General features: G+C 35.0%; 19 protein-coding genes. 13 read left to right on the top strand and 6 right to left on the bottom strand.

Annotated features, from left to right (window positions below; genetic code table 11):
• Nucleotides 1–57 precede the first annotated feature (57 nt).
• Genes H7F21_RS06585 through H7F21_RS06570 form a run of 4 tightly spaced genes read left to right on the top strand, consistent with a single transcriptional unit; the run spans nt 58 to nt 8,168 of the window.
• Nucleotides 58–4,782 carry a T9SS type B sorting domain-containing protein gene (locus H7F21_RS06585; protein WP_185788400.1) on the top strand — a complete coding sequence of 1,575 codons (4,725 nt, stop codon included), beginning with the start codon at nt 58–60 and terminating at the stop codon, nt 4,780–4,782.
• A gap of 16 nt (nt 4,783–4,798) precedes the next feature.
• Nucleotides 4,799–5,737 carry a PorP/SprF family type IX secretion system membrane protein gene (locus H7F21_RS06580; protein WP_185788399.1) on the top strand — a complete coding sequence of 313 codons (939 nt, stop codon included), beginning with the start codon at nt 4,799–4,801 and terminating at the stop codon, nt 5,735–5,737.
• Between the two features lie 10 nt (nt 5,738–5,747).
• Nucleotides 5,748–7,631 (top strand): OmpA family protein, encoded by a 1,884-nt coding sequence (locus tag H7F21_RS06575; RefSeq protein ID WP_185788398.1) that lies wholly within the window; start codon nt 5,748–5,750, stop codon nt 7,629–7,631.
• A 15-nt stretch (nt 7,632–7,646) separates the two neighbouring features.
• The gene (locus H7F21_RS06570; protein WP_185788397.1) at nt 7,647–8,168 is read left to right on the top strand and encodes a GTP-binding protein; all 522 of its coding nucleotides are present in this window, start codon (nt 7,647–7,649) and stop codon (nt 8,166–8,168) included.
• 1 nt (nt 8,169) lies between these two features.
• Here the strand turns inward: H7F21_RS06570 and era are convergent, their stop codons facing one another.
• Nucleotides 8,170–9,051 (bottom strand): GTPase Era, encoded by an 882-nt coding sequence (era, locus tag H7F21_RS06565; RefSeq protein ID WP_185788396.1) that lies wholly within the window; start codon nt 9,049–9,051, stop codon nt 8,170–8,172.
• 83 nt (nt 9,052–9,134) lie between these two features.
• Here era and H7F21_RS06560 point away from each other — a divergent pair, with 83 nt between their 5' ends.
• The 6 genes from H7F21_RS06560 to H7F21_RS06535 all read left to right on the top strand — a co-directional run bounded on the left by H7F21_RS06560 (nt 9,135) and on the right by H7F21_RS06535 (nt 16,832).
• The gene (locus tag H7F21_RS06560; protein WP_185788395.1) at nt 9,135–9,887 is read left to right on the top strand and encodes a hypothetical protein; all 753 of its coding nucleotides are present in this window, start codon (nt 9,135–9,137) and stop codon (nt 9,885–9,887) included.
• A 22-nt stretch (nt 9,888–9,909) separates the two neighbouring features.
• Nucleotides 9,910–11,523: a hypothetical protein gene (locus H7F21_RS06555; protein WP_185788394.1), complete on the top strand. Its 1,614-nt coding sequence runs from the start codon at nt 9,910–9,912 to the stop codon at nt 11,521–11,523.
• A 13-nt stretch (nt 11,524–11,536) separates the two neighbouring features.
• A complete protein-coding gene (locus H7F21_RS06550) occupies nt 11,537–12,154 on the top strand; it encodes a hypothetical protein (protein WP_185788393.1) in 618 nt (205 codons plus the stop codon).
• A 91-nt stretch (nt 12,155–12,245) separates the two neighbouring features.
• Entirely contained in the window at nt 12,246–12,821 is a 576-nt protein-coding gene (locus tag H7F21_RS06545) for an RNA polymerase sigma factor (RefSeq protein ID WP_185788392.1), read from the top strand.
• 6 nt (nt 12,822–12,827) lie between these two features.
• Nucleotides 12,828–13,568, top strand: a complete 741-nt coding sequence (locus tag H7F21_RS06540) for a tetratricopeptide repeat protein (RefSeq protein ID WP_185788391.1) — start codon at nt 12,828–12,830, stop codon at nt 13,566–13,568.
• A gap of 21 nt (nt 13,569–13,589) precedes the next feature.
• Entirely contained in the window at nt 13,590–16,832 is a 3,243-nt protein-coding gene (locus H7F21_RS06535) for a CHAT domain-containing protein (RefSeq protein WP_185788390.1), read from the top strand.
• Nucleotides 16,833–17,101: 269 nt separating this feature from the next.
• Here H7F21_RS06535 and H7F21_RS06530 read toward each other — a convergent pair whose 3' ends face one another.
• The 5 genes from H7F21_RS06530 to H7F21_RS06510 all read right to left on the bottom strand — a co-directional run bounded on the left by H7F21_RS06530 (nt 17,102) and on the right by H7F21_RS06510 (nt 20,373).
• Nucleotides 17,102–17,560 (bottom strand): RNA methyltransferase, encoded by a 459-nt coding sequence (locus tag H7F21_RS06530; protein ID WP_185788389.1) that lies wholly within the window; start codon nt 17,558–17,560, stop codon nt 17,102–17,104.
• Nucleotides 17,561–17,975: 415 nt separating this feature from the next.
• Nucleotides 17,976–18,419 carry a hypothetical protein gene (locus tag H7F21_RS06525; protein ID WP_343067517.1) on the bottom strand — a complete coding sequence of 148 codons (444 nt, stop codon included), beginning with the start codon at nt 18,417–18,419 and terminating at the stop codon, nt 17,976–17,978.
• Between the two features lie 46 nt (nt 18,420–18,465).
• The gene (locus tag H7F21_RS06520) at nt 18,466–19,875 is read right to left on the bottom strand and encodes a hypothetical protein (RefSeq protein WP_185788388.1); all 1,410 of its coding nucleotides are present in this window, start codon (nt 19,873–19,875) and stop codon (nt 18,466–18,468) included.
• Nucleotides 19,876–19,908: 33 nt separating this feature from the next.
• Nucleotides 19,909–20,181, bottom strand: a complete 273-nt coding sequence (locus H7F21_RS06515) for a hypothetical protein (protein WP_185788387.1) — start codon at nt 20,179–20,181, stop codon at nt 19,909–19,911.
• 18 nt (nt 20,182–20,199) lie between these two features.
• Nucleotides 20,200–20,373 carry a hypothetical protein gene (locus H7F21_RS06510; RefSeq protein ID WP_185788386.1) on the bottom strand — a complete coding sequence of 58 codons (174 nt, stop codon included), beginning with the start codon at nt 20,371–20,373 and terminating at the stop codon, nt 20,200–20,202.
• A gap of 524 nt (nt 20,374–20,897) precedes the next feature.
• Between H7F21_RS06510 and H7F21_RS06505 the strand changes: the two genes are divergently transcribed.
• From H7F21_RS06505 to H7F21_RS06495, 3 genes are all read left to right on the top strand, one after another.
• Nucleotides 20,898–21,422 (top strand): RNA polymerase sigma factor, encoded by a 525-nt coding sequence (locus H7F21_RS06505; RefSeq protein WP_185788385.1) that lies wholly within the window; start codon nt 20,898–20,900, stop codon nt 21,420–21,422.
• A gap of 117 nt (nt 21,423–21,539) precedes the next feature.
• Nucleotides 21,540–22,448 (top strand): FecR family protein, encoded by a 909-nt coding sequence (locus tag H7F21_RS06500; RefSeq protein WP_185788384.1) that lies wholly within the window; start codon nt 21,540–21,542, stop codon nt 22,446–22,448.
• Nucleotides 22,435–24,939 carry a TonB-dependent receptor gene (locus tag H7F21_RS06495; RefSeq protein WP_185788383.1) on the top strand — a complete coding sequence of 835 codons (2,505 nt, stop codon included), beginning with the start codon at nt 22,435–22,437 and terminating at the stop codon, nt 24,937–24,939. The genes H7F21_RS06500 and H7F21_RS06495 overlap by 14 nt, the downstream gene beginning before the upstream one ends.
• Nucleotides 24,940–25,039 lie beyond the last annotated feature (100 nt).

The raw sequence follows: 25,039 nt of genomic DNA, 5'->3' as shown, positions 1-25,039 counted from the left end.
TTGCTGTTACTAATCCATAGCATCGATTTCAGCATAAAAAAATAGTTTAAATTTTCAATGAAAGTTAAACGATACAGTATAGAGTCAAATTCTACTTTTATAGTATTCCTTATCTCATTAATGACTTTAGGACTGACTTCAGTTTATGGCCAGTGCCCAACTGTAACTAATCCAAACCAGTCATTTTGTGATCTTGAGTCGTTACTAGTTAGTGATTTGCAGGCAATTGATAATGGCGGAGGTATAACATGGTACGACACTGCTACATCTACAACACCTTTGTCTCCATCAGATGGTCTTGTGGACGGCCAAGATTATTATGCAGATGACAACACAGGAACCTGTGGAGCAAGAGCGAGAGTTGATGTTATTATATATGGACCACCAGTTGGTCAAAATTTTCAAGGTGTTTGTTTTGATGATCCATCGCTTGCTACTGTTGCAGATTTAGTTGCGTTAGGTAATGATGTACAATGGTATTTAACCGCTTCTGGTGGAACTCCACTAAATGGTAGTGATATTTTAATAGACGATACTATTTATTACGCAGATCAAGCTAATCCTGATTCAGGTTGCAGAACATCACGACTTTCGGTTTTGGTAAATGTTGGGCTTACACCTATTCCAACGGGAGATGCCATACAGGAGTTTTGTTTTAATTCCCAAATAACACCAACAATAGCCGATTTAGTCGCAAGCGGCATGAATAACTGGTATATATCTTTGGCTTCGGCCTTACCTTTATCAGAAACAACACCATTGGTCAATGGCCAAACCTACTACGCCTCCACTCTAGATCCACCATGTGAAAGCTCAGGACGATTAGCAGTTACGGTAACCTTAACAGCTGGTCCGGACCCAGGAGCAAGTGGAACTTTAGATTTGTGCGACAACGACACTATGACTTTCGATTTGTTTGATAGTCTAGGAGGTATGCCAGAAACAGGCGGAACATGGTCTCCAACTCTTGACAGCGGCACTGGTGTGTTTGACCCAAGCATTGATCCACCAGGAACTTATACATATACAGTGAGTTCAGTAAATACTTGTCCTGACGCATCTTCTACTGTTATCGTGACCATTTCACCTCAACCAGACGCAGGTACCAGTAGCACACTTGATCTTTGCAGTGATAGTGGTCCTATAGATTTATTTGCCAGTTTAGGCGGCACTCCAGAAGCTGGAGGAACCTGGTCTCCGTTGCTTGCAAGTGGAACAGGTATTTTTGATCCATCCTTAGATTCAGAAGGCATTTACACCTATACCATCTTAGGAACACCACCTTGTACTGCGTCCTCAGCAACAGTAACGGTATCTGTAGAACTTTTTAAAGATGCAGGTGAAGATGGAGCTGTAGATATATGTAATGATGGTAGCACTATTGATTTATTTAATAGCCTAGGAGGAACGCCAGATACAGGTGGTATTTGGTCACCTACACTTGCTAGTGGTACTGGAATTTTTGATCCCTCAGTTGATGCCGAAGGTATTTACACCTATTCATTTTCTGGCAACGCTCCTTGTCCCGATGATTCAGCGACAGTGACAGTAACTGTAAATGAAATACCAAATGCTGGTACAAGCGCATCACTTGATTTGTGTAGTAATAACACATCAACTATAGATCTGTTTGATAGCTTGGGAGGTACACCAGAAACAGGTGGAACATGGTCGCCAACTTTAAGCAGTGGTACTGGAATTTTTGATCCTGCAGTTGATCCTGCAGGTATATATACATATACCGTTACAGGTGCTCCGCCTTGCACAGATGCCTCATCTACGGTTACAGTTTCTATCATCGCTGAACCCAATGCTGGTCTGGATGCGAACTTAGATTTATGTAGTAACGACTCCGCAATTGACCTTTTTAATATTCTAGGTGGCACTCCCGATGCTGGAGGCGTATGGACACCAACTCTTTCTAGTGGAACTGGGATTTTTGACCCATTAGTAGACTCAGAAGGCTCTTACACCTATACCGTTCTGGGAACTCCACCTTGTACGGATGTGTCAGCTATAGTCACAATTTCCATTATTCCATTTTTGAATGCCGGTACTAATGGCTCATTACAGTTATGCTCTGATGATGCTCCAGTAGATTTATTTGATAGTTTGGGAGGTACACCAGATACTGGAGGCACTTGGTCTCCTATGCTTGCTAGTGGTACTGGAATTTTTGACCCGACTATTGATACAGCAGGTGCTTACACATATATGACCACAGCAACAGGACCATGTGTGAGTGATTCTGCAACTGTTTCGGTTTCTATTGAAACAGCACCTGATGCTGGTACCGATGGCAATCTTGAAATTTGTAATACTTCGAACACAGTAGATTTGTTTAATAGTCTTGGAGGCACTCCAGATATTAGTGGAACTTGGACTCCTGCGCTTGCTAGCGGTACAGGAATTTTTGATCCTAATACAGATGCAGCAGGAATTTATACGTATACTGTGAGTTCTTTACTATGCGATGATAGTACATCGACGGTAACAGTTTTAATTGCAGATCCTATAAGTGCTGGAGAGAATGGATTTCTTGATATTTGTGACACAGATGCACCAGTAGATTTATTTAATAGTTTGGGAGGCTCTCCTGATACTGGAGGAACATGGTCACCTGCCCTTACAAGTGGAACTGGAATTTTTGATCCTAGTGTCGATCTTAGCGGAACTTACACTTATACTGTTACGAGTAATTTAGCATCTTGTCCTAGTGCCTCTGCAACGGTTACGGTATCCGTTTTGGAAGAACCAAATTCAGGTACTGACGGTACGTTGAACTTATGTGGTGCAACCAATAATACCGACCTATTTGATAGTTTAGGAGGAACTCCTGATTCAGGCGGTACATGGTCCCCTGTGCTATCAAGTGGCACCGGAATTTTTAATCCAAATACAGATCCCGAAGGCATTTACACATACACCGTTACAAACATATGCAGCACTAATTCTGCCACGGTTACAGTTTCATTTACAAATTTAAATGATGCTGGCGATAATGGTGCTTTAGATATTTGTATTAATAATGTATCTGTGGACTTGTTTGACAGTCTTGGAGGTACACCTCAACCAGGTGGTATATGGTCACCAACGTTGAATAGTGGCACTGGGATTTTTGACCCTAGTATTGATGAAGGAGGTATATATACGTACACCATCTCAAACAGTGCATCGGATTGCCCTGCTGATTCAGCAATAGTTACAGTAACTATAGTCGATGAGCCAGATGCTGGTGGTGATAGTACATTAAATTTATGTGGTTCGACAAATAACGTTGACCTCTTCGATAGCTTATCTGGAACTCCTGATTTAGGAGGCACGTGGTCTCCTGCTTTAGCAAGCGGAACGGGAATTTTCAATCCTAATGTAGATTCAGAAGGCATATACACATACACCATAACTAATATATGTGGCACTAGCTCTGCGACCGTCACAGTATCTTTTTCAGGTGTAAATGATGCAGGCACTGATGGCACATTGGACATTTGTAGCAACGATACACCTGTAGATCTTTTTGATAGTTTAGGCGGCACTCCCCAAGCAGGTGGTTCTTGGTCACCAGTATTAAATAGTGGAACAGGTATTTTTGATCCAAATATTGATTCAGGAGGTATATATACATATACGGTTTCAAACAGCGCATCAGATTGCCCTGCTGCATCGGCAAATGTAACAGTCACTGTTATTCCGCCACCAAATGCTGGAACTGATGCGACACTAGATATTTGTGTCGACGACACCACAATTATTGATCTTTTTGATAGTCTGGGAGGAACACCTGATTCAGGTGGAACATGGTCTCCCGCTTTGGCAAGTGGTACAGGAATTTTTGACCCTAATGTTGATACGGCAGGTATATATACTTATACGGTTAACTCCACAATATGCAATTTAACTGATGATGCCTCTGTAACGGTGGCTATTGGCAATGTTCCTAATGCTATTGGACTTAACATGTCAATAGATGGCATTACTTGTTTTGGAGAGGATATAACAGTTAATATCAACGGTGCAAATCAACTTGCAGACGGTGACTACGATATTGTTTACGAACTCAGTGGTGATAATGTAGACACAAATTCAATAACCATAACCATAACTGGCGGAAGTGCTTCGTTTACGATTCCAGCGAGTTCATTACAAAATACGGGATCAACTATTCTTCGAATAACAGAACTATATTTTGTTGGGGAGTTTTGTAGCGCAGATACTACTGTCATTAGTCCTATTGAAATATTTATTCTAGATATTGCAACACCACAAATTACAAGTGATGGTGGTGATTTTTGTGAGTTTGATGACCCAACAGTAGCAGATCTAACAGCAAATATTACTAGTTCCGGAGCTATTATTTGGTACGATTCACCAACTGGTGGCACTATATATTCAGAAACTGACGCTCTTGAAGATGGTGTTACATACTACGCATCGCTATCGTCTGAGTCTGGTTGTGAAAGCACAATTCGATTAGCAATTACCGTAACATTCATTGATTGCGTTTTAGAGTTGATAATACCCGATGGGTTCTCTCCAAATGGCGATACAATAAATGATGATTTTCATATCGTAAATCTGAATGAACTATACCCTAACTTTAAACTTACTATTTACAATCGCTATGGTAATGTATTATATGAAGGCGATATCTCATCAGAACGATGGAATGGTACTTCAAGAAAAAGCGATAAGGTAGTTCCCGTAGGCGTTTATTTCTATATTCTGGAGTTTAACGACGGGACACGAAAACCATTACAAGGACGGGTTTATTTAAACCGATAATTATGATATACAAACGATGTTAAGTAAGACTTTAAAATACAGCTTATCATTTTTAATCCTGATAATGGGTTTAAGCACGCATGCGCAACAAGATCCTCAGTACACACAATATATGTACAATATGAGTGTACTCAATCCAGCTTACGCAACTGATGATGGCTCTTTGATAAATGTAGGTCTTCTTTATCGCACACAATGGGCTGGTTCAGTTGGAGGTCCCACTACAGGGACGTTGTTTGCTCATTCCACATTAACCAATCGACTAGAAGGAGGCATTTCAATCATCCATGATGAGATTGGAGATGTAGTCAAACAAACTAATGCCTTTGTAGATATTGCCTATGTACTTCCCGTTGGAGAGATGTCCAAATTGTCATTCGGTATTAAAGCCGGTGCAACGTTTTTTAGTACAGATTTTAATGGTTTTGTATATTCAGACCCATTGCCAGATCCTGCTTTTGCTGAAAACTTAAGTAGAACATTTCCAAATATTGGAGCAGGTTTATTCTATTTCACCGAAAACTATTATTTAGGGCTCTCTGCACCAAATCTATTTGAATCAAAACATTTGGATGAGGACAGTGGTATTGTGACCCAAGGCTCTGAAAATATTCATTTATTCTTCACTGGAGGCTATGTATTTCAAATTAATGACAACTTAAAATTAAAGCCAGCTATTATGAGCAAATATGTTGGTGGTTCGCCCTTATCATTTGACTTTACTACAAACGTATTAATTAATGAAAAGATAGAAATTGGTGCTGCCTATCGATTTGATGATTCATTGAGTGGATTGGTAAATCTAGCTATTACGCCATCGATAAGAGTTGGTTATGCCTATGATTATACACTATCCAACTTAGGTAAGTTTAATTCTGGATCCCATGAAATTTTCCTACTATTCAATATCAGTAAATTTGGTAAAGGATATGATAAATCACCAAGGTTTTTCTAATAGATAATAGATGAAAGCAGTCAAACTAATCATATTACTAATAATTACTTTCTCAAGCTCTCTTAGCTTTGCCCAATCTTTGAGAAAGGCAGATGCTTTGTACAATAATAGAGCCTATTTAGAAGCCGCTGAAATTTACACTAAGCTGCCAAAAACCTCTGCTATTCTCGAAAAGCTTGGAGATTGTTATTATTTTAATTCAGAGTTTGAAAAAGCCTATGAAGTCTATTCTAAAATCTACAACCCAAATATAATTCCTCAAGTTTCAAAGACATTTTACTTTAAATACTTCGATGTATTAAGAGGTACAAAAAATTATGAATTAGCAGATGAGGTATCTACGAAATACCTGAGAGACACCCTAAATACTGAGGAATTCAAATCTAAACTACAGAAGATAGTTCCTTACACCTACGAACTCTATAATATTACAAGTGAAACTAGTGCATCAAATTTTGGCGTGGGCATTTTTGGAGAAAAGATTGTATTTGCTTCAAGCCAGAATCCGGACAATCCACAATACAGATGGAATAAAAAACCATATTTAGATCTCTATGAAGCTCAAGTATCAAAAAAAGATACCATATCACTAGACAACATCAAGCCCTTTACTGATATAATAAACACCAAAAAACAGCACGAAAGTAGTGCTATCTTCACTAAAGATGGTAAAACCATGTACTTTTCTAGAAATAGAAAGAAACGTGTGGATATTGATTCCACAAAAATTGCTGTTGTTAATATTTACAAAGCTGAACTTATAAATAATGAATGGACCAATGTTGAACCAGTATCATTTTCAAGTGAACTATATTCCACAATGCATCCTGCGCTAAGCTATGACGAAACCAAATTGTATTTCTCCAGTGATATGCCTGGTAGCATTGGATCTTTCGATATTTATTATGTAGATGTATTAGATGATGGTACTTTCGGAGAACCTGTTAATCTGGGAGTAGCAATAAACTCTATACGAAGAGAACAATTCCCATATATGTCAAAGGATAGCACACTGTATTTTGCGTCAAATGGAAGACACGGATTCGGTGGGCTCGACTTGTACTCAAGCAGTTTAAAAGATAATACATACTTGGATGCGCTTAATTTGGGCGAATCCATCAATACCTCGAATGATGATTTTGCTTTTGTAGTAGTAGATTCCCTAAACACAGGTTACATCTCTTCAAATAGAGAGGGTGGTGATAATATCTATACATTTAAACGTATACTCACCAATAGAACATATTATATAGAAGGGTTTGTTACAGACAAAGTTACGGGAGAACTTCTACCAAATACAACCGTAACACTATTTGATAAAGATGGTAATATAATAGGCGAAATGATCGTTGGCGAAGATGCTCGTTATAAATTAGAAACAGAGCCAAATCGTAGTTATTATATTGAAGGTTTCCAGCCAAAATATATTCCTGAAAATGTGTATTTCAATACTAATGATAGCGGCAATATTGAGTTTAATATAGAACTGGAAATTGAATCTTATAAAGATGCCGAAGAAATCGTCACCGATGACGATAAGGGTAATACATTTATTGAACTAGAAAACATTTATTTTGATTTTGCCAAATGGGATATAAAACCACAAGCAGCAAAAACATTGGATGTCTTAGTAGCACTATTGGAAAAATATCCACGTATGGAAATTCAACTTGGAGCACATACAGACTCTAGAGCTGGATATGATTTTAATATGGATCTCTCGATAAAACGCGCAAGAGCTACATTAGAATATCTTGTTGATAATGGCATAGAAAGATCTCGATTAACCTCCAAAGGTTACGGAGAAACACAACCATTAGTGCCATGTGGTGATAACTGTACCGAAACGGAGTTTTCTATCAATCGACGTTGTGAGTTTTTGATTCTAAAATAATCAATTCCTTTTACCATGGAACTGTCTAACGATATTGTTTTAAGACCTCGTTTTAAGTTCAATGTTAATGCCGAACGTGAAAACTTGCTTGTGCTGTTTGAGAATAAATCCAAATCTCAGTCCGATTTCATAGTATCACGAGTTGATGATCATATTTTTATCAAAATCCCAAAAGAAAAACAACACTTCTGGTCACCTCAGCTACATTTAGAGATTAATGATGATTACGATGAAAAAGATGTAAGCAAAATTTATGGTCTTTTTGGACCTAACCCAACGGTTTGGACCATGTTTATGTTTATGCATTTTGCGGTGGCAGGTCTATTTATTGGATTTTCCATTTGGGCCTATGTCAATTGGTCTTTAGGAAATGATTACGCCATACAACTATTCGTTACGTTACTCATGATTGTGATTTGGTTTGCACTGTATTTTAGTGGGCGCTTAGGCAAAAAAGCAGGTATGGAACAGATGCATCAGTTACACCATTTTATGCGTGATACTCTAAGAGATAAAGAGATCCAATCGATGTCTTAACTTATTTCTGATTATAGCCAAAACGCCTCAACTGGCTATGATTATTTCTCCAGTTCTTATTAACCTTTACATATAACTCTAAATGTACTTGTTTACCAAAGAATTTCTCCAAATCCTTACGCGCCTCTACTCCAACTCTTTTTAAAGCAGAACCTTTATGTCCAATGATAATACCTTTTTGAGTCTCGCGTTCTACCATTATAACAGATCGCATCCTGATAATATTATCTTCTTCAAAAAATTCTTCAGTATCTACCTCAACGGCATAAGGAATTTCCTTTTTGTAATGCATTAATATTTTTTCCCTTATGGCTTCATTAACAAAAAATCGCTCAGGCTTATCCGTTAATTGATCTTTTGGATAAAATGCAGGAGATTCTGGCAGCAATTCTATAATTCTGTCAAAGACATTCTGAACGTTAAATCCATTTAAAGCTGAAATGGGATAAAACTCCGCATTGGGTACTTTCTTCTGCCAAATTTCGGCTTGTTCTTCCAATAGTTCTTGATTGGATTTATCTATTTTATTCAATAATAATAAAACCGGAATCTTAGAATTGGTAATCTTTTTAAAAAAGGCTTCATCCTTTAATTCTTTCTCGCCTATTTCAACCATATACACCAAAACATCGGCATCCTCGAAGGCTGACTTTACAAAGTCCATCATGGATGCCTGTAGCTCATAAGCCGGTTTTATAATTCCCGGTGTATCACTTAATATTACCTGAAAATCATCACCATTAACAATACCTAGAATTCGGTGTCTTGTTGTCTGAGCTTTAGATGTGATTATTGATAATTTCTCGCCTATAAAGGCATTCATTAATGTAGACTTCCCAACATTAGGATTACCAATAATATTTACAAAACCTGCCTTGTGCATTCCTTAAAATTTATACAAAGGTAGTATTAAAATGATGACATTTTATAACTGCTTCGATATAAAGGAAACAAACCAATATAATTATGAAATCATTTAATTATCTAGAGCTCTTATTAGCGTTTCTAATAGTTTCAGCTTGTAGTTCAGATTCTAATAACAACAATAGAAACCAACTTGCTAATTTCACATCTCAACTTTGTGAAAACGTAACTGGACCTACAGCAGGTTATTGGGATAACGCCCATGGACTTCCATTACCATTAACGCAAATTCCTACAATAGCTAATCCAGGTCAACAGTTTATACATAGCCAATATCCACAACTTGGTTTCACTCTGCCAAATGGCTATTCTGGCTTTGAAAACCAACAAGGCATAGGAGTTAATGTTTTTAGAAATGATAATCAAGTGGTTTGGAGGTATGTACCAGGTCTCACTTCATTAAGTCAAGTTAATATCCTAGATATTGTTGCTACAGAAGTGAATCAACTTTTTGCTTTTTACGGACATACAGGGAACTTTTCTGTAGATTGTGAAACAAATGCAACACAGCCACAAGGAAGCTTTATTATAAGTAAAAGCTCTAGGCTAATAAGATTTGGAAATTTCACTGGTCTAGTTGATATCAATTCCTATTTTGACACCTCATTAGGTTCAACATTTGCTTCCGTTTCTGTAGCATCTGGACCTACTGCAGAATTCGATAATCTCGTGATGAATACTTTCCTACCTATTCATTGGCAACTCCTAATCATTGATAATAGTGTGAGAGATTCTGACTTAGATGGTACGCCAGATACTCAAGACAATTTTCCTTTCGATCCACAAAGACAATAATAAAATTTAAAATTAATTAATTATGAAGAAACTAATCATCCCATTAGCGCCTTGCGTCATAGGAATTACCTTAACTGCTTTCAGTTTCATTTCTGGTACTAAAAGTAGTGCTGACGATATTGCTATCGTCATTGAAAAATCTGCCTTTATAATGCCCGCAGCGCATCGTGTTTATGCAAATCCTGAAGCTCTAGATGGAAAATATCATCTATTTAAAGCAAAAATCACCAATAATTCTTCAGAAACTTTAGAAGATGTCACCGTAAAATATCGCATACCAAATTATATAGATTGGACCGAGTTAACGGTTTCTGGGGAGATGTTTCCAGGACAGACTTTAGTCGTACCATGTTACCCAAAATTTGATACAGATATTACTGAAAAAACTACAGAATCTGTTGAAAAAGCAGAAATAGAAATTTCTTGGGATGATGCTGAAGAGGATGATATCATTGAAGAGGATTTCACTTTTAAACTTACTAATAGAAATGAGTATGTATACACAGGCATAAAATCTGACGAAATTAGCTCTTGGGCAGACATGTATGACAACGATGCACTAATTGCCTGCTTTGTAACTCCAAATGATCCAGTAGTAAAGTATTATACGCAAAACCTTCAAGAAAAACTGCTCAAAGGAGAAGCCGCTTCTGTAACTCGTAAACCAGAAGATGCCGTACGCTTTTTAGGCGGAATATATGAAGCCACACGAAAGTCTCATATGGTATATAGTGGCACAAAAGGTATTCCAAAATCTACAGAGGATGTACAGAGTATCGTACAACAAGTAAGGCTTCCTAGAGAAGTTATCACAGGCAATACAGGACTTTGTATAGAGCTAAGTGTCTTATATGCCAGTGTTCTTTCTGCTGCCGGTATAGATCCAGTAATCTATATGGTACCAGGTCATGCCTATCCTGGTTTTAGAATGAATGGGCAATACTATGCCATTGAAGCTACTGGAATTGGTGGCGAAGGTTTAGGCAATATTATGAGCGCAGAAGATGCTTACAAACAAGGTCAAAAGCAACTAAACGAGTTTATTCAAAAATCGCAAGCAGGAGATCCTAGATATACTATAGTAGACATACACAATGTAAATGCACAAGGAGTAACATCTATGGATTTAAAGGACAACGATTTTATGCGTAAAAAAGTAGATGACATTGTGGCTTCATGGTCTGGTAGTCAACCAAATAGATCAAACGAAGGTCATAATAACATTAGAGTCCCAGATAATCGTATAAGAACTTCAGGTAATGCGCTTTCATTTTCAATTCCAAATGGATGGCAAACTATGATGCAACCAGTACCTCAAATGCCAATACTTACAGCCCAAGCAGTTGCACCAGACCAAATGACAACTGCATCTATCTACGACATACCTTCAAACACTAGTCAAGAAGCAATGAATACATTAACACAATATTTTACAAATTTTGGTTTGAGTCTTAATTATCAATCAAATGGTAATAGTATTTCTGGAGTAACATACTCTAGCAATGGAACTTTTAATTGGGTTGGTAAAATTCTTAAGCGCCAAGGAGGCTTCCGTTTAGTCGCTGTAGGAGCACCAGACTATATGTATAATCAAAATTCAGGAATAATTAACCAAGTCTACAATAGTATCAGATAAAAAATCAAAACAAATGAAAACACTAGTAAGAATATTTATTGTGTATGTACTGTTCTTTAGTTCAGATATTAAAGCACAATCTCAACAGAAAATTGAAATGCGCATTGATTCTATCGGTAATGCAAAACTGAATATCTCAATGACTATGAACGCTCAAGAATGGCAAACTTGGAATGCGAATTATGGTAATAATCCATCAGCTTTAAAGCGCGATATGGAGCGTGCTATGCCAGCCTATTTTTTAGATGATTTTAAATTAGAAAAGGATGATATGAATCGCTCCTTCAGTCTTAGATTAAATGCTTATGGAGCCTGTGAGATCAACAAGCGAGGGAAGTGGCTTGTAGATACTGATCAAAAAAATGCACAACTCACAGAACTAACTGAGAATAAATATATGTTGGTAAGCAGTCCACCAGAATTTGGAGGTAATCTTCAACAAACATTTATTATTGAACTGCCTGAAGATGCAAAAAATATTAAAACAGATAAAGATGCCTTTGGTAAATCTGTATTTGAATTTGATATGGACGCACCATCACCTAGATTCAATATAATGCGCTGGGGTGGCATATTACTAATTATTGTTGGTGGAAGCTGGGTAAGTAAAATAACATTCGCCAAATACTAATAAAGTCTTTTATCGTATAAAAAATCCTTTTACAGCATAGCATTTGTAGTAAAATGAATTAATTGTATCTTTCTGATGTTTAGCTATTAACATGAGGGAAGCATACGAAACCAACAATAAACTGCAGGTTGTTAATGCCATTAAGGATAATGATTCTAAAATTTTAAGGACTATATATGCTAACAATTATCCTAAAATTGAAGCATTGGTATTAAAAAACAATGGTACTAAAGACCATGCCAAAGATATTTACCAAGAAGCTTTTTTAGCGGTTTGGCAGAATGTTAAACAAGATAAATTCATACCTGTATCAGAATCGTCAGTAAATGGCTACCTCTATACCATTGCCAAAAACAAATGGATGGATGTATTGCGATCTCAAGGCTATAAAAAAACGATTGTAGCTTCGCAATTGCAGCATTTTGAAATAAAAGATGAAGAAAATAATGGTATTGATGATGACATTTTAAAAGATAAACGATTAGAAGATGTAATGCTAGCCTTTAAAAATCTAGGTGAAGCATGCAAAAGCCTACTGCGCAAGTTTTATTTTGAAAAGAAATCCATGAATCTTATTGCAGAAGAACTGTCCTTAGATTCTGCTTCAACTCGAAATAAAAAATACCGTTGTATGCAAAAGTTAAGACAAATAGTCCTGAAAAATTGATTAGCAGTGAATGATCTAAATGACATATCGCAAGAAGAATTTGAAAAGATTGAAGCCTATCTCCATGGAGAGTTGTCCGGTGATGAAGTCGTTTCTTTTGAAGACCTATTAAAAACCAATCCTGAATTTAAAACCAAATTCGAGGATATCAAAGCCGTCCTTACTGGCATTGAAACACAATCCATGAAAGAGCAGTTAGATGACTTCCATAATGACGTGCAGAGCTCAGAAAGTGAACTTATTGTAAATGAACCTAAAGTTAGATCGCTTCAGTGGAAAAAAATTGCTGTTGCGGCAGTATTAATTATTGGTCTTGGTAGCTTTTGGCTTTTTAACGGAAGTAGTAACGATAAGTTATATTCAGAATATTTTTTACCTGATCCAGGTTTACCAACAACAATGAGTAGTACCGATAATTACGAGTTCTATGAAGCTATGGTAGATTATAAACGAGGAAAATATGAAACTGCCATTTCTAAATGGGAAAGCTTGTCAAAAGCTAAACCAAATAACGACACACTTAATTACTTCATTGGTGTAGCACATTTAGCTAACAAAAATGAAAACCTTGCACTTTCCTATTTGGAGAGTGCTTCAAAAAATCTTGAGTTTCCTTTAATTGACGATACGTATTATTATTTAGGATTAGCTTATTTAAAGGATGGGAATGTTGAAAAATCCAAAGAAAGTTTAGAAAAATCTACCTTAGAAAATAGTAAGTCCCTTTTATCTAAATTAGAAAAGTAACCACTTTATAACTATTTAATTATGAAACAATTTTACAATTGTTGTAGGTTATCTATGATGTTTTTTATCCTCTTCAACTTTCACTATGGGATTAATTCTCAAAACAATATATCGTATTCAACTAAAATCATTCAGAATTTAATTGATGTAGACTCCTTGGATAAAGCAGAAAAAGAACTAAAAACTCAAGCAGAATATTATGTCAACACAAAACAGTACGACTCACTATCCAAACTCACTTATTATTTCGGAAGAATAGCAAAATTAAAAGGGGACGACAATTTTCTAGACAAAGCCAACAATGCGCTAGATAGATTAAAATCATTTACTAAAAGTAAAGAAGCCTTGTATAATGCATATTCTGATATGGCTTCTCTTACCTTAGAGAATGATATGAATAAAGCATCTTATGATTACAATAAATTAGCTTTTGAAGCTGCCAAAAAAACAAGTGAAGATAGATTGAACAAAATGTCTAGTAGAAGTTATGGCTTAGCTAGTACATCCTATTTTATGAGAAAACTTGATTTGGCGAAAAAACATGGTCTAGAAACCTTTAAAATAAATCAAAAAAACCCTAAGGCCTCTGCAACTAACGTATATAACGCATGCAATATCATAGGAGTAATGTTACAAAATGAAAGTAAATTAGACAGCGCATTATATTATTATGACATTGGTGTAAAAGCATTAAAAAAGACAAAAGGCAATCTTAGCGAACGCTATTATTATCCAGCCGTACTTTCTAGTAATATTGCAGTAATATATTTAAATCAAGGTAAATTCAATAAGTCATTAAAAAATCAACAAGAAGCTATACATAATTATAAAATTTTCATGGATTCTTCTTCTAATCATCCTCGACTAAGCAATATTAGATATAATTATCTTGCTACCATTAATGATATGGGCAGTAATTATATTAAAATAGGCCAAATAGAACGTTCACTCCAGCTATTCGAGCACAATTACATAAAAGCTAAAGAATATTTTCCTGAAAACAGTATTCAGCAAATTGTATTTACCAATCAATATGCACAAAGTAAATGGGTAGCACAAGAGAATGAAGAAGCCTTAGATCTTATTAACGAATCCTATGTAAAACTCAAGAAGTTACCAGAAAGCTATGCTGGTTATATGACTTATAGTTTAGGTACAAAAGCTAATATTTTAGAAAATTTCGGAAGAATTGAAGAAGCATATAAAGCTTATAATGAAAGTGATAGTTTATATGAAGTAGTTAGCCCAAATACATATAGCTTTGATAGATTAACAAAGCTACGAGAGGCGGCTACGTTTTATTCTAGGAATAACTTCGTAAAAGAAGCTAATATTACTGCAAACAGGGTATTGCAAGCAGTTCAAGAAGCTGAAACAACTGGGAATTTAGAAATCATAAAGACATATAATCTATTCGCAGAGATTAAACTTAATTTAGAGGAATATGACAAAAGTATTGATTGGGCCAATAAAAGCCTAGCTATAATAAAAGAAAATAGAGCCTCAATAAACATGGACTCTATTTTTTGGCACGAATTAAAAATACAACCCATTTTTTATAAAAGTAAAGCACAATATCATCTTACAGACACTACCAACACAGAAGATATAAGTCGTATATACAAAACTCTGCAAGAGGCCATTAAAGAAATTAATATCAATGCTTCAAAATACGATTCTTATCTAGATAAAAATGAATATCTGCACAAAGCTAATGGTCTTCAAGATTTTGTTATGCAAGTAGCTCTTAAACTATATAAACTAACCAATAATCAAACTTATTTGGATCAACTTATTTCCATGCATGAATCAAGAATTTATAATCAAATTCGATCAAAATTGGCAGTTAGAGACGACATACAATTTAAGAATATACCGGAATCCGTATTAGAAAGAGAAAAACAGTTGAAGAAAACTCTGTCTGAAATGCGATCGGAAACCAATTTTGACAAAGAGACAGCACAAAATTTTATCTTAAAAAATAAAGAATGGAATTCCTTTTTAGATAGTTTAAAATTATACTATCCTAAATACTATAAATTACGTCATGAAATTTTAAAGCAATCCTTGGGTAAATTACAAAGTAATATAATAGACCGAACCACTGTTGTTAGATACTTTTTTATAGATAGCGAACTATATGCTTTTGTACTTGATCCTAAAAATAGTTCTCTGCATAGATTAAATGCAGATAATTTATTGAATCAAATTAATTTACTCTCACAAGGACTCTCAAATTCGGAAAAAATTAAGACCACATTGTTTCGGTTATACAATCAATTATGGAAGCCACTTGAAAATAGAGTAAAGAATGAAAAGGTAATTATAATACCAGATCAAGAATTGTTTAATCTCAGTTTCGAAAGTCTAACATCCGTAAAACTTAATAACCTTGACGAATTAACTGAATCTAGCTTATTAGCCAAATATGTTATATCCTATAACTATAGCCTCTATCTATTGGATAAAAATATAAAGACTAAAACTTACAGTAAAGATTTTATAGCTTTTGCCCCTGGATTTAATAGGAAAATGAAAGAGAATTATAAAGTAGCTATAACTGATTCCATAAATATCGACAAAACATACTTAAAACTATTACCACAACCATTTACTACAGATTTAGCCGAGGAATACTCGCAGCTATTCAATGGCACCTCTTTTATAAATGAAAAAGCCTCTAAGCAGATATTCAAGAGCGAAGCAAGAGAACATAAGATTATACATATTGGTACTCATGCAGAATCAAATAATGTCTCTCCAGAATTATCCAGGCTTATTTTTGCAAAAGATGTTGTAAATGAAGAAGACAATTCTCTCTATACTTTCGAAATCTATAATGAAAATTTATCTTCTAATTTGGCGATCTTAACGGCCTGTGAAACTGGGAAGCCAACATTTCAATCAGGTGAAGGTATGATATCATTAGCTCACGCATTTAACTATGCAGGTAGCGAAAGTATTTTAACTAGTCTTTGGAAGATTGACGAACAATCTAGCACTAAAATCATTGATAATTTTTATGGTCATTTAAAAAATGGCTTACCAAAAGATCTAGCCTTACAAAAAGCAAAACTAGATTATCTATCTACGGCCGAGGGTAGAACATTATCTCCTCAATATTGGGCAGGACTAGTTTTAATTGGTGATACTTCTCCAATAGACTTGGATACATCCAAAAGTTGGGTATGGTGGTTAATTATGGGAATAGTTATTATGCTATTATTCTTGATTCTCATCAGAAATAGTAAAAAATTGAATTAAACATAAAAAGCGAACTTATATAAGTTCGCTTTTTATGTTAATCTTCTTCTGAGTACCCTTCTATTATTCTTCTTCTCTGTCCTGCAACATTAGGATCATCACCACCAAATATTACTTTTGGATTTTCAATTTTGAATTTTTCAAATTTTTCCAACATGATTATTAATTTAAAATTAATTTTAAATTTAGTAAAAAAAATTAACATAGTTACCCAATTATATTTATTAGTAAATTTTTAAGATAATTTGATTTTAACTTAGATGTGTTTCTTAAGTTCTCGGTTTATCAATACCTCTATCGTACATCACAATACTTCCGGCAACGGAAACATTAAGACTTAACTGCGAATTAAACTTTACCAAAAAATGACTCTTTTCAATGGCTTGTTTGGATAAGCCATGATCCTCTGCACCTAATAAATAGACACAGCGTCTAGGGTGGTGAAACGTTTCTAAATCAATAGCTTCATCTGTTAACTCTACGCCAACTAATCGTGCACCTTTAGGTAGATTATTAAAGAAATCTTCAAATGTTTTATAATGGAAATAAGGCATGGATTTTACCGCATTATGCGTATCGCAAGCCTGTTTGGCATAGCGATTACCAATGGTAAAAATAAAACTAGCTCCTAAGTTTTGTGCAGAACGCCACAATACTCCAAGATTTTCGGGAGTCTTTCCGTTTTGGATACCTATACCAAAAAATTCATTTGTAAAATTGTCATTCATACAAATACAAAATTAAAATATCTGATAAAATAAAACTGGACGACACATCGATAAATTTTAAGCCATATGTAAAAAACTAAAGCCAATTACAGTATGTCGTAATTGGCCTTTCACTAACCTAAAATTTGGGGCTAAAAAAGATTAATATCTTATATTTAAAGATGTTTTTTACAATCAATTTGTTAATTAACTGCCTCAGAGACCCCTATCTACTGAGGCAGTTTAAACTTCAACTTTCCTAATTATACTTTTTAGCCCGTGAAAATTGAGTTGTTAATAGCATTTCAAAACATCATGATTTTTCTAACCTCTCATTAAATAGTTTAATTTTTATATACTAAGATGTGATACAGTTTTATATTCAATCCTTATAGTATGGGTACCACAAAAAAATTGATTACATTAAATTCCTAATTTAGTCCTCTTCACTCAAAGAGAAACTACCATCGCCATTGAAATCTGTTAAGGTAATTATAACGGACCAAATTCCTGGAGTACCAGAGATAGTCTCACCAGAAAATGAGTCGAGCTCTTCAGCACCATTTAAGGATCTATCTAAAACAATCGTTCCATCTGCATCCTCAACGACCATATTAAATATACCATCAGCAGTTGCGGTAATATCAGCGTTGTAATCTGCTCTACTAAAAGAATTTTGCCAGTTGAAAGTTCTTGTTACACTGCCTCCATCTCCCGTGAAGTCACCATCAACATCTCCATTAAAATCATCTCCATTATCAAATATAACGTTGCCTATGGTTACTTCGGCATTTAGATTAGGGCCATCGTCATCACTACAGGCCAAAATCGAAGCAAATAAAAATATAAGCAGGCTAATTTTAAATAAATTTTTCATCATAATTGGGGTTAAATTATTATTTAAATTTTAATATTAATGTCGTAAATTATAGCTTTTGTAAGGTCAGTATATCCGTATTAGAATTATTTCCACCACTTACATTATGGATAGTCACTTCAGTATTCGATACAGTGATAACATCCCAACCGTTGTCATTAAACTCTTGGAAAGGCATTTCCGTCCCAAAATCCAACCTCATCTTACCGTCGTTGGCAAATACAGACCAAGTTCCATTATTGGTGTCAATCCCATTTGTAGCAAACACAGTGCCATCGTCACTGAAGTTGATCTCATAACCATCATAGTCAGAAGTTTCATCAATGCCATCATCGCTGTACGATGCTACTATCCATGCACCGTCTTCTAAAATATCTTCTAGATCGGCATCGGTACTGTCCGAGCAATAACTTCCAAAGCGTAAACGATCGGTCCCAATCTTTAGTTCGACCTGTTTTTCAACTGGCTGTAAATTGATTTTACATAAGTTCCATGTATCATTAAAGTCTGGCAAACCAACAACGTTTATGGTTACATCAACATCACCTGCTGCTCCTGTAGCTTCCCATGTACCATTAAACTCATTTGCATTTTCAGTCACCAGAAGCGTCCCATCAGCATTGAATGTAAATACATATGCTTCATATATATCCACAAGATTGTTATTATTTCTTTTAAGTTTATCAATTGTCCAGTCTCCACAAGCAAGCATACTATCTTCAAAATAGGTAGTAGTATAGGTATTGGCATTACAATCGTTAAAGTCATTGTTATCATCCTCATCACAAGTACCATCTACTGCCTCAATAATAGCTTCTAATTCTTGAATAGTATTAATGGTTTCTACAGAACCATCTGCTAATGCCACTGTTATTGGAAAATTAATACTTACCGCAGCAAGCTCATCAAGATCCTCAATGAAGCCATACATCTGGTTATCGTTATTTATAATTATAGTACTTACGGTATCACTAGTTTCATTAAAAAATGATGCCGTAATAGGATAATCAAAATCGATACATTCTATATCATTATCATTGTCATTATCCGTAAGTGCAGATAACTCTGAATCAGAATTAACCTCTATAGTTGAATAATCTGGAAATATAACTGTAATAGGGTAAGAAATAATGACCTCATCACTGTCGTCCTCCGAAATATCAAAAGCATCCAAGATGTCTTCATAATCATCACTATTGGTAACATTTATGACTACGCCATTTACTGTTACAGTAACAGGAAGTTGCACACTCAAATTACTTGCGCCATCTATGACATTATCCCTAGAGCCATCATTCGCAGCTACTCTTTTCATTAACAAGGCAATCGTAGAATTCGCTTCTATATTGGCATCAAGAGGTGGGTCTATACTTAAATCGTCCTCGGACCTACAAGAGGAGAGGATGATCGTAAACGCTAGACTCAATAGAAAGAGGCTTCTTTTAATTTGGGTTTTCATGATATTTGTTTTCAAAAAACTAGTTAATATGTTTTATGCAGACTCTGTTCTCAAGAGGTCTAAATCGTTATTTATCTGTACTATTTTTTGTTCTAATCGTGTTAGGTCTACAGTATCTTTTTGTAACCTACCATAACGCTCAAGAGCCAAATTATACCTTAATTCGTTTATGGAATTTGGGTTTTGCATCCAAGCTCTTTTTAAATCTAATAATTTATCTACAAAGCTATTGATTTCACGGTCTTTGGTGGATGCCAAAAAATATATTAAATCAGTAGCTTTTTTTATTTCTTTAGAAGTCGTCATATCCTAAGACTATATAGATTATGCCGAAAGTAACATTTCCAAACGTTTCATGGTCTGGTTTAACAATGCTTGACAAAGTATGTTACTAGGATCTTCTAGCACAGCCTCTGTAAGTGATACGACTTTAGAGCGCTGCATAGTTATTTCTTGTGCTTTAAATGAATCCGTGTTGCGGTTAAAATTAAAATTCATAATTAAGGGTTTTGTTTAGGGATTTAGGGTTTATTTATTCTTAAAACAACTCAGGAATTGAATGTCCCAAGAAAATTTTAATTTTTTTAGCAGTTAAGTCCTTTTGTTTGTAGTTCTGCTAACACGTCAGTAATACTTGGACGATAGATAGAGTTGTTTAACTTTAATTGGACTAGTGCTTCGTTTAGTGGCGTATACATAATTAAGGGTTTTGTTTAGGGATTAGGGGTTTATTTATTCTTAAAACAACTCAGGAATTGAATGTCCCAAGAAAATTTTATTTTTTTAGCAGTTAAGTCCTCTTGCTTGTAATTCTACTAACACGTCATTAATACTTGGACGATAGTTAGAGTTGTTTAACTTTAATTGGACTAGTGCTTCGTTTAGTGGCGTATACATAGTTAAGGGTTTTGTTTAGGGATTAGGGGTTTATTTATTCTTAAAACAACTTAGAAATAAAATGTCCCAAGAAAATTTATTTTTTTATCTTGTACTTCGTTAACCCTTAACAAAATTAATAGCACTTGCCTAAATCGCTACATCCTGACATATGCGATAAATTGCGCTTTTCAAAACTTTATGAAAAGTACGCACAAACATTAAGCAATATTCTTTTATATAAGTATGGAGACATACTAAATCCTAGCGATAAAGTGCAGGAAGCCTTTATTAAGCTTTGGGAAAATTGTACCAAGGTAAAACCCGAGGCCGTAAAGACTTATCTATATACCACTGCAAATAATATGATGTTAAACGAAGTGAAACATCAAAATGTAAAATTTAAATACCAGCAGATAAAGCCAAAGGACTATACCAACGAATCACCAGAGTTCGTCATGCGTAAAAAAGAATTCTCAAATCGTTTCGAGCAGGTATTATCTAAATTAAAGGAAGAAGAACGTGTGGCTTTTCTTATGAGTAAGGTAGATGGCAAGACCCATAAAGAAATTGCAGAAACTTTAGGCATCACTAAAAAAGTAGCTGAGCACAGAATATATGCGGCAATGAAGTACTTAAAAAATAATCTTGAAGAACTTAATAAAAAATAGTTTGGGACTTTTATAAAATGAGTTGTTTTAACTATAACAGCAAAATAATTAAAATAATTCAAAAAAACTTTGGGACATTTTCAAAGTGAGTTGTTTTAAGAATATAAGACCAGAATTATGGATAAAGAATATTTAGTAAAAAAGTGGTTAAGTGATGAATTATCCCAAGCTGAGGAGACAGCCTTTAAAGCTATGGATGATGCTTCACTATATGAAGACATTCTTCAAGAAGCACAACGCTACAGAGGCGAAGATTATGCTAAAGTTGTTTCTTTTGAAGAATTAGATAAGCACTTAACGACAGAAGTAAGTAATTCTGATACCAACTGGAGGACAGTTGCCATGAGAATTGCTGCTGTATTCGTTATAGGTTTAGCTTTATTTACTGTTTTTAATCAAAACAATATTCAATCTTTTGATACGGATTTAGCCCAAACCGAAAATATCATATTACCAGATAACTCTGTTGTAAGTCTAAATGAGTTATCTCATCTAGAATATAATGCCTCTAAATGGGACGAAAAAAGAACCTTAGAGCTTAAAGGTGAGGCCTTTTTTGATGTAGAAAAGGGCGAGCGTTTCGACGTTCATACAGAATTTGGAACAGTAAGTGTTTTAGGCACTGAATTTAATGTTATATCCAAAGACGGTACATTTAAAGTATCATGTTATGAAGGTTTAGTAAGCGTTAACTATGGCCAGGAAGAAGTAAAATTACCAGCTGGTACTGAATTTACCTTAACTTCAGGAGATGGTATAAAAACAAATATTAGTATTTCAGAACCGAATTGGCTTAAAAACATGAGTGTTTTTGATAATGCATCACTTGATGCTGTTCTTGCCGAATTGGAAAAGCAATATGATGTCAATATAAATTATGTATCTGATAATGATACAATTATAAATTTTACTGGTGCTTTTGAGCACAATAATCTTGAAAATGCTTTAAAATCAGTTACACAAGCCTTAAATTTGACTTATACGATTAATAGCCAAGAAGTCGAAATTAAGAATGCAGAAAACTAAATATTACTGTTTACTTTTCATATACTTATTTACGTTTTTGTCCCTTGCTGGACAAAATCAACAACAAAAAATACCAATTAAAGATGTGCTGTCAGAAATTAAAAAATCTGATGGCATTATTTTTAATTATAAAAGCGGTCTACTCATAGACGTTACAGTATTTCCTATTCCCAACAATCTCGACCTATCTGCAAAGATTGAAAATCTTGAAGCTCAAACAAAACTTGTATTTAATCGTGTAAGTGACCTTATCTATACCATATCCAAACCCGTTAAAATATGTGGGTACATTACAGACGGTTACTCTAAACAGCCTTTAGAAAACGCAACTGTAAACGGAGATTCTGGATACGCCGTTACCGATGAAAACGGCTATTTTGAAATAGAGTTAAAATCTTCGGATGAAGTATTGTTTATACGATTCATCGGTTTTAAAACTATAGAACGCCCAGCAGATACATTCAATCTTAGCCAATGCCAAACCTTAACCTTAGAAGAACAGGAGGAGCTTATGAGTACTATTCTTCTAAAAACGTATCTGGTAAAAGGTATAAATAAAAAACAAGACTGGACCACATCCATAAATTACGATGAGTTTAGTCTTCTGCCTGGACTTATAGAATCGGATGTACTTCAAACCGTACAGGCTTTGCCAAGTGTTTTGAGTGCCGATGAAACGGTTTCAAATATCAATATTAGAGGTGGTTCTAACGACCAAAATCTTATTCTTTGGGATGATATAAAAATGTATCAAACCGGTCATTTCTTTGGCCTTATATCGAGTTTTAATCCGCATATGACACAAACCGCTAGCGTGATTAATAACGGGACAGACGTTACTTATACTGATGGTGTTTCGGGCACGATTCATATGCAAACAGAAAGAAAGCTCAACTCTGAATTCGAAGGTATTTTTGGAATTAACTTTTTAAATGCCGAATTGTTCACGGACATTCCAATAGGTAAAAAATCTTCATTGCAAGTTTCTGCTAGAAAATCCTTGGACGACTTGGTAAGAACACCTACCTATAACGTCTATTTCGACAGAGTTACTCAGGAAACAGAGGCTCAAGACAACATTGCGGAAGTGTCCAACTCTGATCAAGAATTCGACTTCAATGATGTGTCTTTAAGATGGCTCTACAAGCCAACGGAAAAAGATTTTATTCGATTAAATTTCATTCTTATAGATAACGACCTAAGCTTTAACGAAACAGCCGTAGTCGAAGAGATTGAGAGAACGCGACAAAGCAATGTTACACAAAACAGCATTGCTTTTGGATTAAACTACAAAAGGCAATGGAATGAAAAATTCAGTACCATATTCAATGTCTTTAATACAGACTATGAATTACAAGCGCTTAACGCTGATGTTTTAGTAAACCAGCTCTTTCTGCAAGAAAATGTAGTTTCTGAAACTAACCTGAGACTGGAAAATCTGTACCAAAAAAACCAATGGCAGTTTAATTTGGGTTATAACTTCATAGAAACAGAAATCATCAATCTAAACGATATTGATTTACCAAGGTTTGTGAGACGTGATGAAGAAGTTTTAAGAACTCATGCTGCTTTTGGCCAAGCTTGGTACACCAACGAGGCTAACGATTTTTCTATTCGAGGAGGTATAAGGGCTAATTACCTACCTAAGTTTCAAAAATATATCATAGAACCACGGTTAAGCGTTAGGAAAGCCATAAATGATAATTTTGAAATAGAGGCGTTGGGCGAGTTTAAACACCAAACCACATCACAGATTGTTAACTTTCAAAATGACTTCCTAGGTATAGAAAAGCGACGTTGGCAACTTACAGATGATAATGAAATTCCCATCTTACAAAGTAAACAAGTCTCTGTTGGCGGCACCTTTTCGAAAAACGGATGGCTTTTAGATACCAAAGCGTATTACAAAAATGTAGATGGTATTACAACACAGAGTCAAAGTTTTACAACTAAATATGAATTTGCTCGTGAAACTGGCAGTTACGATGTTCTGGGTGTTGAATTTTTGTGTAGAAAGAGATTTCATAATATTAGTAGTTGGTTGAGTTATTCTTATGTCAACAACACCTATACGTTTGAAGCCTTAGAAGAAACCGAATTCCCAAGTAATTTTGACATCTCGCATGCCATTACATTAGGAAGCACCTATAGTAACGACTCTTGGGATATTTCCGCAGGAATTAATTACAGGATAGGTAAACCAACCTCAGTTCCAATATTTGGAGACGAAATTGAAGATGAGGCCATAAATTTTGATGCTGCTAACCAAGAGCGCCTGAGGGATTATCTAAGAATAGATGCATCTGCCATTTATAAATTTAAGATAAGCAAAGGGTTACGATCCGAAGTTGGCGCTTCTATCTGGAATATATCGGATAGAGAAAACACCATAAATAACTACTTTAGAATTAACGAGAACAACGCTGTTGATAGATTTTCTAGATTTTCTTTGGGTCTTACCACCAATGCCGTATTCAGGCTATACTTTTAGATAGAGGATTCATACTATTCGCTAAAGAGTATCCTATAAAAATATAAGCGCTATAAATCATTAAAGCCAGTACCTCTATAATAATCCAAAACTTTTAAGC

This window comes from Winogradskyella flava, assembly GCF_014243395.1.
GTDB lineage: Bacteria > Bacteroidota > Bacteroidia > Flavobacteriales > Flavobacteriaceae > Winogradskyella > Winogradskyella flava.
The sequence above is the reverse complement of the archived record's forward strand: the minus strand, read 5'-3'. Positions and strand labels throughout refer to the sequence as shown.